Source organism: Ilumatobacter sp. (genome assembly GCF_049588435.1).
Taxonomy (GTDB): Bacteria; Actinomycetota; Acidimicrobiia; order Acidimicrobiales; family Ilumatobacteraceae; genus Ilumatobacter_A.
On record NZ_JBAVYV010000123.1, the window covers coordinates 1 to 10,904 of the forward strand.

The following is a 10,904-nucleotide window of genomic DNA, read 5'->3' on the forward strand; positions in this document are numbered from 1 at the left end:
GAGGTCCGACTCGCTCAAGAGTTCAGCGCACAGCTGGGCGCGTTCGTCGCGCAGCGCATCGTCTCCCGGATAGGGCGCCCCGGGCTCGCCGGAAGCGGTCACGGTTCCGATGGCCATCAGTGCCCCATCGGTGCCACAGTCGACGACGGTGCCCAACGCGAAGTCGTTCTCGTCGAAGAAGTCGAAGCAGGTTCCCGGCTCGAGATCGGCGATGACGATCGCGTTCAGCGCGCCGTCGAAGCCGTCCTCTGCGATCGAGCCGGTGAACGCCCCGTCGACGTCGAGCGAGGCCCAACACGAGATGTCGTCGACCATCGGCTCGCCGAGCCCACTCGGTGACACGAACCCGACGCCCGCTCCCCCGAGCGTGAGGTCACGGCCGGTGAGCGCCTCCACCGACTCGCTGCAGAGTTCACGCAACAGAACACTCGCCTCCACGGCGTCGTCGGGCAGGTTTCCGGCCGGAGGGGTGACCGCACCTGCGAACTCGGCACTGTGCGGCTCGTCGCAGGGAACCGGCGTGTAGTCCTGGAGCGCGTCGTCGAAGTCGGCACACACGGGCCCGTCTTCGGCGATCGAGTCGGTGGGCTCGTCGACACTGGTGTCGTCGCTCGTCTCGGCCACGTCGGTCTCGGCCACATCGGTTTCGGCCACGTCGGTCTCGGGTGCGGTCTCGGCCACGTCTGACTCGGCCACGTCCGTCTCGGCCACGTCGGTCGATGGTGCGGTGGCCTGCGATTCCGTGTCGACGGGTTCGGCATCGGATCCCCCACCGCCGCATGCCGCCAGGGCGAGAATGCTCGCGATCAATAATCCGCCTGGCCCACCGAGTCGTGTCATGGGCGGTGATCGTAAACGCAATCCACGATCGCGCGCTGCGACTTGTAGCGTGGGCCCCTACATATCGAATACATGGGGCTGACTGGTTTCGACGTCAGTAACGCTGTTCGAGTTTGCGACCCGAGTTTCTCAGACTCGTAAAACGGGGAAACCACAGAATTGCCGATGAGCAGTTCGCTCTCGCCGCCTGATTTCGATCAGATGAGTGAAGAGTCATCGTGAGCAGAAATGCCGCACGGGGCCAGTCAGCTACAGCCCGGCAACAGAAGTAGCCGATGACGGTGGGAAAGACCACTGACGGCGAGAAAGACCGCTGACTTTCAGGAAAGACTGAGCGTGGTCCGGCTTGATCGGACAGCCGACCCGTCGGTGTCTCAGCGTCAGAGGCAATACCGGGAATGGTCGTAGCGAGTTCGTTCACCGGCTGATGGACGGGGGTTCGATTCCCCCCAGCTCCACGAAAATTTTGGCGCATATGCCCTACGCAGGGCGTATGCGCCTTCGTCGTCCAGCGCCTGGAGGGCGGAAAATGGGCGGCACAGAACGTCGACACCGTGTGCGGACCCGTTCATAGTGGACAGCGTGGCCCCGGTAGCTGGTTGACCGTTCTCGGACGCGGCTGCGGTTCCTGGGCGACACTGGTTCCGGTAGCTGCACTACACCCCCGTTGGTTTCGCTGCTGGTGCTGAATCTCTTCGATGATGACGCTCGACGTCGTAAGACCCGGGGCTGATCCCGCTGTTGACCTCAGCCCGGCACCGTCACCTAGATCAGTCTCCCAGCGACCAAGTCACGGGCCACGCGGACCAGCATGGGCCACGGTAGGTGGTGCCCCCAGTGGAGCTCCTCGGCTTCGACAAGCGACACAAAGCTGGGCAGCAGCGCGCCGATCACCGTTGGATTGAGGGGTGGCGTCGGGCCAATCGAGGGGCGGGTCAACAGCCACGCGAGAACCGGGGAAATAACGGACTGAGCGGAGCCGTTGTGAGCTACAAGATCGTAACCCGCCAGGTCGCTGATGAACTCGGCCCTCGGCTGTTCCTCGGGCTCAAGGGAGATGCTGGCCGGCCGGCCGCGACGCTGATTCCCCCATCTCCACACGGTGATGTCGCGAGACATCCCGGACCCGAACCCTCGTCACCGGCGGCCTCGCGGCCGAAGCCATCTCTAGCGATGATCACTCCTCTGCCTCGATGAGGTTGTGTAGGGCCGGATTGTCGATTTCGGCGGCGACGAGGGCCGCCGCGGGCGCATCGCCGTCGTGGCCGAGAGCTGCCCCGTGAAGCAGGGAGCGGACCGTGAGCTCCTTCATTCCGGTTCTCGACGAGAGGTGTCGCATGGTGTCCAGCCATCGTTCGGTGTCGGAATGACCATGACGGATGCCGAGGTTGCATTGGGCGTCGAGAATGTAGCCGTCGAGCCAGACGTAGGGGTCGGCGAGCCGGTTACATCGGGTTCGCGCGTCGGCAAGCACGTCGAACGCGCGAGCGGTCTCGCCATTCACCGCTGCGACCATGGCGAGACCGCGCGCCGACATTCCTTCCCAGCAGGGATCGCCGAGTTGGCATGCTCTGGCGAAGGCCTGTCGCAGCAGCGCGTCCGCACCGTCGGGGTCGTGGCGGGCCAGTTGTACCTCGCCGCGCAATGTCTGGGGCCAAGGGAGGAGGGCCAGCCAGTGATCATGTTGGGCGATTCCGATGGAGGCGTCGAGCTGGTCGGCGGCTGTGTCGAGATCGTTGCGGAGCAGACTGATTCGGCCCAGCATCGAGAGTGCGAAGGCCTCGCGTCGGGGTTCGCCGGCGACTCGCGCCAGATCGATCGCATGCTCGAGGAGACTGGCTGCTGTCGCATAGTTCGCTCGGTCGCTTTCGACCGAGCCGAGGTATGTCGTCGCCTTCGCGGTCATCGACGGTGAGTTGTCTGCGAAGTCGAGTGCATCGGTCAGCCACCGTTCGGCACGGTCGTAGCGGGCGCGCAGGAAGTCGACGTAGCCAACCTCGGCTCTGGCGTGTGCCACCGACGCGCGATCGCCGTGCGCAAGCGCGATCTCGTCGGCTTCGTACAGAGCGGCCAGCCCTTCCTCGTCGAACCCGCGGAGCGAATGGACCAGTGCCTCGGCCAGCACCAGCCGTGAACTGACACGCAGGTCCGCCACGCTCGTGCCATCGGCCAACCTGACTGCGGCCCGCAGCGATTGCACGCCGGCCTCGACCGCCCCGGCAGCGACCGCAGCCGAGCCGGCCTCGACGATCGCCGCGACCGAGGCCGGATCGGTGTCCGTCTCCTCGTCATCGCGGGTTTCGAGCATCGCTGCCTGCACCACCGGTCCCGGCGTCACGCCGAGTTCGCGGTCGAACAACTCGGTGCACGCTGTGAACTGTTGCTCGGCAGCCACGTCATCTCCGATGAGCCGATACAACCGGATCACCAACGCCTGATGGTTCTCGTCAAGCGGGCTCATCATCGCCGCGCTCATCGCGTAGCCGAGCGCGGCCTTCTTGTCGCCTCGGGACATCGAACCGAGTGCGGCCTCGTGCAAGATCGCCTCCGACGCCGCCGCGACGTGTCGCTGCTCCGACAGCAGCCACGACTCGAAGGCCGGTGCACCCCGCAGCACGATCCCGTCGAGCAGGTCCGATCCCAACCCGGGAAGTTCGACTGCCGCCTTCCATCCGCCCGTCGACACGAGTGCGACATCGACGACAGTGTCCGAGGGGAGGCGCAGGGCGACCGGGTCTCCCTCGAGCGCACCACCATCACCGAGGCTTCGCCGGATCTCCGAGAGGTTCCAGCGCAACGCGCGAAGCGGATCATCGGCCTCCGAGAACAACAGCGAAGCGAGCTGCCGCCGCGACGGTTGTCGCTCGTTCAGAACGAGGAACGTCAAGAGGGCCCAGCTCTTCCGACTCCGGAACCGGTAGACGTCACCTGACGAACTCTCGATTCGCGGGCGACCGAGCAGGTGGATGGTCAGGCTCATGATCGCCCGAATACTCTCACGTTGTTGCCGATACCCCGTTCTCTGCGAGCTGTGCCGCTGCAATCAGCACGAGCGGCTCCGGGAAGTCTTCGCAGTACTGAGAGAGATGCACCAGCCGCACGTGTCCGTCCGTCCCGATGATGAACTCAGCGGTCGCGCGCCACGGATCATCGACGAGCGGCCGACCTCCGGCGCGGCGCTCGTCCTGAAGACTTGCGCCGAGATCATGTGGATGCGCCCAGAACTCGACGGAGGCGTCATAGAGGACGCGTTCGACCGACCACTGGCCGATGCCGTAGGCCCGGTATGCAGAATGATCCGGGTCGCACAGCACCGGGCACGGCAGCCCGAGTTGATCCCGGTATGCAGCGGCTCGTTCCGGCTCTCCCTGGGCGACGATCACGGGCATGATGCCTGCCGCTCGATAGGCCGGGAACTCCTCGAGAAGGCGCGTGGCGCGATCGATGCCACACCCACATCCGAAGTGACGCCAGAACATGAGCAGCGCAGGCTCATCGGCCCAGAACTCCGACAGCGACCGGTTCGCTCCCACGGAATCGGGGAGCACGAGGTCCGGAGCCGCAGCCCCGCCCCTCAGCCCGATTCCCTCCGGTTCGGTCGGACCCACTGTGAACAGCTCCAACCACTCGGACTCCGCCTCAGCGGTCAGCGCCTCGACCGTCCGCGGCCACGCGGCGCTCACGTATGTTCGCTGACGGGGTAGATCTCGTCGGCAACCAGCCCATGGGCCTCACGGTGCACCGTGTCCGCAGCCTCAGCGTCGGGCGCCTCGACCAGGCAGAAGATCTTGCCGGACTCCTCGTCTACCCAGTAGCGGAGGTAGTTGACCCCGTGCGCCGCTTGGTGCGCGAGGTCTGCCTGGTGGGCGCCGGCGACGTCGCTCGCTGACACACCTCCCTCGATGTTGTGAACGTCCATGAAAAGGGGCATTGCGGGTCCTGTCTGTTGTCTCCCCGGCACCGCAGCGTCGAGGTCGTCGGATACCGCCACTGGACAACACCCTTGTTTGACGCGGCGTTTGACGATCACCCGGGAACAGCTCTGGGCAGCGAGGTTTCCCATCAGGCAACCGTCCACACGAACGCCGCCCGGGTCGGGCTCAGGTAGTGATGGGTGAGGCGACTTCAGACAAGTGAACATGCAGGTCAACCGCGGTCAACATCGGACACTCGAAAACCAACCCTGACCAGGCATGACGCCCCAATCCCCCTCGGGGATTCGGTCCCCCAGCTCCACATCCCTCCTGCGGGGTTCGGATGTTTCAGTTCTCGTGCTGGTCCAGTGGGTTCGTCGCCGATCGGCGGGTGCGGTCCACGTCCGGTCGAGCCACGACGTCCCGATACGGCTACGAGTCAGGCTGGCGGACCGAGGCACGGAACGCGGTCGGTGTCATCCCGGTTTCGCGACGGAAGTACTTCACGAAGTTCGTCGCCTCGTCGAAACCCAGCTGCCTGCTGATCGCTGCGACCGTGTCGTCGGAAAGGGCGAGGCGGCGTTGCGCTTCGAGCACGATGCGGGCGACGATGACGTCCTTCGCCGAGACGTCGGCGATCGCACGACACGCTCGGTTGAGCGACTTCGCCGAACAGCCGAGACTCCGTGCATACGGGGCGACGAGGTGCCAACGTCGGCATCCGTCGTCGACGGCGGCGCGGTAGTCGCGATATCGGGACAGCAGAGTCGGATCGACGAGTCGGCTCGTGGTCGTGCCGCTCGCGCCGAGCGCGAGTCGGCCCACGAGCACCGCGGTCTGGAGAGCGAGGAGTTGCACGAGCCGCTGGCGATCTGCGAGCAACTTCGCGTCTGAGTCCATGCGATCGAACAGTTCGGCGACCGCACCGCCGAGTTCTCGGTCGAGTCGCACATGTGCCGGCAGTTCTCGCGTGTCGTCCGAGACGAGGTGTCCGCTGACGATCAGCATCCAGCCGGTCCAGTCGCTCGGAGGTCCGAAGCGGTGGACCTGCCCCGGCGAGATCACCAGGCAGGAATGCTCCGTCAGCTCGTGCGTCTCGAAGTCGACGACGTGGGTGTACGACCCCGAGCGGACGTAGACGAAGCACTGGAAGTCGATCCGCTCGAAACCTCGTTGCCGATCCGCTGCCACGCGCGCTCGCAGCTCGGCTGCGGGGACCAGCTCGATGTCGAGTCGGTAGGCGTCGTCGGGCGGGCGGTAGCGAACCGGAACCACGTCGAGCATGTCCGATTTTTACCATCATCACTTCTCGTTGTCACCTTGCCTCCGGCGGATTTCACCTTCATGCTTGGGCCACGAACCGAACGAAGGGGAAGCAGATGGACATTCGAGGTCTGGGTTACATCGGGATCACCGCCGACGACATCGAAGATTGGCGCTCGTACGGCGAGCTGTTGGGGGCAATGGTGTCGGACGACGAGCCCGAGCTCCGGTTGCGGTTCGACGAGCGGCCGTACCGGGTGCTCGTCAGCGAGGGGCCGGGCGGATTGGCGTTCGCCGGATGGGAAGTGCCGGACGCGGATGCTCTCGACTCCGCCGTCACCCAGCTCTCTGCGGCCGGATTCACCATCGATCGTGGATCGGCCGACGAGTGCGATCGTCGGCATGTACGCGGTCTGGCACGAACGACGGATCCGGGAGGCTTCACGCTGGAGCTGTTCCACGGCCCGATCCTCGATCACCAGCTGTTCGTGTCGCCGACCGGCGTCAGCGGTTTCACGACCGGAGCCCACGGGATGGGCCACATCGTGCTCGGCACCCCCGAACTCGAAGCATCGGTCGACTTCTACACCAACGTGCTGGGCTTCCGGGTCAGTGACTTCTGGCGGCCCGGAGACGACGACGTCGTCTTCCTTCGCTGCAATCGACGCCACCACAGCCTCGCGCTCGTCCCGGCATCGGAAGCTGCGCTGTACCACTTCATGGTCGAGGCCCGAACCCTCGACGACGTCGGCTACACCCTTGACCGTCACATCGATGCGGGCACGCCGATCTCGATGAGCCTCGGCAAACACACCAACGACCAGATGGTGTCGTTCTACAGCCGCTCCCCCTCGGGATTCGACGTCGAGTTCGGATGCGGCGGCCTCCTCGTCGACGACGCGACATGGACCGTCGCCCAGATCACCCAACCGAGCTTCTGGGGCCACCGCTCCCCGACTCCGTGACCGGCGACGCCCGCCTGCCGGACCGCTCACACCGGCTTCGCCGTGGGGAGCATGACAGCCTGAATGTCAACCGTTCAGACTTCGGGACCGGATGACGACGGCGGACGCCGCGACGATCGCCACGGCGAGTGCGGTGAGCAGGCCGTTCCCGGCGGCATCTCGTCGCTCCATCACGATCACCAGACCCCACATACCGATCGTCAGGCCGCCCGCCACACCGGTGCGCTGCGCCCACCGCAGCAGCGTCGCCGTCGGAACGACGCCGCCCACCGGAAACGACGCGGTGAGCGCCACCGCCGAGTGATGGAGCAGCAGGCAGCACGCCACCACCACGACCCACGGGGAATCGACCTGCTCGACGGTTGCCAGCACATGGCACACCACGACCGCGATGATGAGGAGCGCCGTGTGGGAGTCGGGGCGGAATGCCGCAGCGATCGCCAGCGCACCCATGAGGACTCCACCGAACGGCCACCACCGGCCGACCTCGGCGGTCACGGCGGCCAACGCGCCGAGCGGTGCCAGGACCACGACGAGGCGCAACATCCACTGTTGTCCGCTCGTGCCGTGGAGTTCGTCGATCCACGCCTGGATCCGCTCGGCGTTCATCGGCGAGCCATCCGGGGAGCGGCGGAGCGGCGAGCGAGCTCGCGCAGGAACGGATCGAGGCTGCCGGGGCCACGCCAGGCGATCACCGGGACACCGATCTCCTCGATCACCCGCACCTCGCGACGACGTTCGAGGAGCCGGATCCGCCAGGCCAACTCGGTCGTCGTGTCGTGTCCGTCGTGGACATCGGTGGGAAGCGTGTCCACCACAGCGGCCGTGAGCCCGTGGCTGACGATCGTCGCTGCGCGTTCGAGCGCGACCGGCGAGATCAACGGTGACAACATGATCGCGAGCGCATCGCCGGGGATCGCAGCCCGACTCACTCGGAACGCCCCCGTCCGGCTCGGATCGGGCTCCAACATCGCGAGCCGGTCCAGGATCCTGCGGAGATGACTCCGCCCGCTCCCTGGCGGCAGAGTGGCGCGGCCGCGTGACCCGAACACGTGCAACGACACGCGGTCACCACGAAGCAAGAAGTGCTCGGCGATCGCGCCGGCTGCGCGCACCGTCGTGTCGAGGCTCGATGCTGCGCCGTCGATCCCCTCCGACGGCCCGAAGTCGGCGAGCGCATCGACGAACAGCGCCACGTGACTGTCCTGGTCGGAGTACGTCGACGTCACGTGGAGTTCACCGTTGCGGAGCGAACGTTGCCAATTGATCCGACGCAGACGGTCACCGGTCTGGAACGGCCGAATGCCCGAGAACTCGCTCCCGTCGCCAGCGTGAGCCGAGCGGTCGATCCCGACGAGGCCGTTCGCTCGATGCTGGGACGCCGTCGCATCGAACACCTCGGGGAGCGGAAGCGTCGTCAGGTGATGCCGGGAGGCGACGGCCTTCCAACGAAATGCACCCCAGGAACTCACCGCGACGACGTTGATCGGTCCGACCTCGTGCGGTCCCCAGTGAGTGCCCCGGATGGCCATCGAAACTGCGGCGGGCGGACCGCCGACGGCAGTGGCCGCGGCGACGACACCCGTCCCGGGGCGCGTCTCGAGCCACTCTCGATGCGGTACGAACGCGATGACCTGATCGACGCCATCGCCGCCGTCGTCACCGTTCACTCCGGCCGCCGAGTCCAGCGTCCCGTGATCGCCGACGGCATCGAACCGGCCGGTCCACGTGGTGGCTTCGCCTTCGCGGATCGTCCGGGGGGCAAGCGCCGTGCTGAGATCCAGCCGCTCGTGGGGACGGGTCGTCATGGACCACACGGCGACGAACGCGAACGGGGTCGCCAGCACGAGCAGGATCGGGACGCGGAACAGCAGCGCGGCAGCCACCCCGAGCACACCGAGCAGCACCGCCCGCAGATGGGCCGGGGACGGCTGCCACGAGTCGGTGCGCGAAGGGCTCATCGCAGGCCCGAGGGAACCATCAGCGAGTCACCGGGATGTCGACTTCGAGGGTGCTCGGCGTCGGGACCGACGACAGCACCGACGCGACGACCGACGCGCCACTTGCATTGCTCATCCACAGCTCCGGCTTGACAGCGACGCGGTGTGCGAGGACGGGAACCGCAACCGACTTCACGTCCTCCGGCGTGACGAAGTCACGGCCGGCAACCACAGCGAACGACCGGGCGACGAGCATCAACGCCAGTGCCCCCCGGGGTGACGAGCCCATCAGGACCTGGGAGTGGCTGCGGGTGGCACCGGCGAGCGCGACGCAGTAGCGGCCAACGCTCTCGTCGACGGTCACCGTTTCGATCGCGGTCTGCATGCCCAGCAGCGTCGGGGCGTCGACGATGGCACGCAGCGTCTGCTCCTCCTGGCGGCGCGCGAGTCGGCGGCTCAACACGTCCCACTCCTCGTCGGCGGTCGGGTAGCCGAAGCTGACCTGCAGCATGAATCGGTCCAGCTGCGCTTCGGGCAGCGGATAGGTGCCCTCGTACTCGACCGGATTCGCCGTGGCCAGAACATGGAACGGACGCGGCAACTCGAAGGATTCGCCTTCGACGGTGACCTGTCGTTCCTGCATCGCCTCCAAGAGCGCGGACTGCGTCTTCGGCGGCGTCCGGTTGATCTCATCGGCGAGCAACAGACCCGTGAAGAGCGGCCCATGACGGAACGAGAACTCGTTCACCCGCTGATCGAAGATGAACGATCCGGTCAGGTCGGCCGGGAGCAGGTCCGGGGTGAACTGGGCACGGGCGAAGTCCAAGCCCAACGTCTGCGCGAACGAGCGCGCCGCCAGCGTCTTGCCGAGCCCCGGAAAGTCCTCGAGCAATACGTGACCGCCCGCCAGAATGGCGCTCAGCACCATCGCCAAGGGTTGGCGCTTGCCGATCACGGCCGTCTCGACCTCGTCCAGGATGGACGTGGCCAATCGGGACACTTCGGGCAGTTCGAGTTGGGTCATCAATCGTCCTTCGGGTTTCGGGTCGCGGGAGGAGTCGGTGCGGTGAACTCTTCGATCAGCGCGATGGTGTGTGCGAGCGTGCGGCGTTGCGTCATCTTCCGCGCGGCTGCCGGATCATCGACGAAGCGGGTGAGTTCGGGTCCGAGCACCCGAGCCGCGGCCTCGCCGTCGTCGGCGCGTTCGATGGCGTGGTCCGCCCGCAGTTGATCGTCGATCACCGCGACGAGCGACGTCACGATCTCATCGACCGGTTCCGCCTCGTCCTGGCCGGTGCGGCCGGACAACCCAGGAAGTCCGCGTCGACGGCTCTGCCGCGAGTTCTGCCGGAGTCGGGCCGTGAGCTGCAGCACCCGCCGATCCACCCGAGCCGACGACCAGGAAGCGTTGCTGTGGTCGTACCAGGTGAGCGGGTCCGCGACAGGGGCGAGCCCGATCACCAGCCAGGACGCAGCGGACACCAGCGCCACGACACAGGCGACGATCACGAGCCGCGGGTCCATCCCCAGCAACACCATCAGCGCTCCGACGACAGCACCGACGATGGCGGTCGTCGCTGCCCAACGGGCGGTGTCGCTCGTCGGACGACGGGGGCCGGGACCCTTCACTTCGTCCTTCCGATCGCCGCATCGACGTCCGTGTCCGACGCGTCCGACGGAGCGTCCGATCGGGCCTCGGCCAAGGTGCGATGGAGGCGGTCGAGCGCCATCAGCGCAGCCTGCCGATCGTCCTCGACGAGTTCATGATCGGAGAAACGAGCCTCGCGATATCGCGCCGCAAGCTCTTCGATCGCGCTGGAATCCACGGCGTAGCGAGCCAGGACGCGCTCGGTGAATTCGAGTGACGTGTCGGCGGGGTCGCGGCGAAGTCCCGCTGCCGCCACATCGCGTTCGAGCTGCATCCAGCAGCGCACGATCGCGTTGCGCGGAGCGCCGTCGAGCAACGCCGCGCGCTGCACCGC

At 66.6% G+C, this 10,904-nt stretch carries 10 protein-coding genes, 1 other RNA gene and 1 pseudogene; 2 read left to right on the forward strand and 10 right to left on the reverse strand.

Annotated elements, in window-relative coordinates:
* Nucleotides 1-840 (reverse strand): annotated as a pseudogene (locus tag WBV89_RS04500) (hypothetical protein); the annotation flags it as partial.
* Nucleotides 841-914: 74 nt separating this feature from the next.
* On the opposite strand from WBV89_RS04500, the gene ssrA reads away from it, so the two are divergent.
* Nucleotides 915-1,301, forward strand: a transfer-messenger RNA (tmRNA) gene (ssrA, locus tag WBV89_RS04505).
* 716 nt (nt 1,302-2,017) lie between these two features.
* On the opposite strand, the gene WBV89_RS04510 is transcribed toward ssrA, so the two are convergent.
* The 4 genes from WBV89_RS04510 to WBV89_RS04525 form a co-directional block, all read right to left on the reverse strand.
* Entirely contained in the window at nt 2,018-3,820 is a 1,803-nt protein-coding gene (locus WBV89_RS04510) for a BTAD domain-containing putative transcriptional regulator (RefSeq protein ID WP_423980142.1), read from the reverse strand.
* Between the two features lie 16 nt (nt 3,821-3,836).
* Nucleotides 3,837-4,523 carry a peroxiredoxin-like family protein gene (locus WBV89_RS04515; protein ID WP_423980143.1) on the reverse strand — a complete coding sequence of 229 codons (687 nt, stop codon included), beginning with the start codon at nt 4,521-4,523 and terminating at the stop codon, nt 3,837-3,839.
* Nucleotides 4,520-4,771: a DUF4242 domain-containing protein gene (locus tag WBV89_RS04520; protein ID WP_423980151.1), complete on the reverse strand. Its 252-nt coding sequence runs from the start codon at nt 4,769-4,771 to the stop codon at nt 4,520-4,522. Before WBV89_RS04520 ends, WBV89_RS04515 begins: the two co-directional genes overlap by 4 nt.
* 415 nt (nt 4,772-5,186) lie before the next feature.
* A complete protein-coding gene (locus WBV89_RS04525) occupies nt 5,187-6,038 on the reverse strand; it encodes an AraC family transcriptional regulator (protein ID WP_423980144.1) in 852 nt (283 codons plus the stop codon).
* A 95-nt stretch (nt 6,039-6,133) separates the two neighbouring features.
* Here WBV89_RS04525 and WBV89_RS04530 point away from each other — a divergent pair, with 95 nt between their 5' ends.
* Entirely contained in the window at nt 6,134-6,982 is an 849-nt protein-coding gene (locus WBV89_RS04530; RefSeq protein ID WP_423980145.1) for a VOC family protein, read from the forward strand.
* Between the two features lie 66 nt (nt 6,983-7,048).
* Here the strand turns inward: WBV89_RS04530 and WBV89_RS04535 are convergent, their stop codons facing one another.
* From WBV89_RS04535 to WBV89_RS04555, 5 genes are all read right to left on the reverse strand, one after another.
* Nucleotides 7,049-7,591, reverse strand: coding sequence for a hypothetical protein (locus WBV89_RS04535; protein ID WP_423980146.1), 543 nt, complete (start codon nt 7,589-7,591; stop codon nt 7,049-7,051).
* A complete protein-coding gene (locus WBV89_RS04540; protein WP_423980147.1) occupies nt 7,588-8,943 on the reverse strand; it encodes a DUF58 domain-containing protein in 1,356 nt (451 codons plus the stop codon). Before WBV89_RS04540 ends, WBV89_RS04535 begins: the two co-directional genes overlap by 4 nt.
* Before the next feature lie 19 nt (nt 8,944-8,962).
* Nucleotides 8,963-9,946 carry an AAA family ATPase gene (locus WBV89_RS04545; RefSeq protein ID WP_423980148.1) on the reverse strand — a complete coding sequence of 328 codons (984 nt, stop codon included), beginning with the start codon at nt 9,944-9,946 and terminating at the stop codon, nt 8,963-8,965.
* On the reverse strand, nt 9,946-10,551 hold the full coding sequence (locus tag WBV89_RS04550) for a hypothetical protein (RefSeq protein WP_423980149.1): 606 nt from the start codon (nt 10,549-10,551) through the stop codon (nt 9,946-9,948). Before WBV89_RS04550 ends, WBV89_RS04545 begins: the two co-directional genes overlap by 1 nt.
* Nucleotides 10,548-10,904: DUF4129 domain-containing protein (locus WBV89_RS04555; protein ID WP_423980150.1), on the reverse strand; the 357-nt coding region annotated here is incomplete at its 5' end. The genes WBV89_RS04555 and WBV89_RS04550, both read right to left, overlap by 4 nt.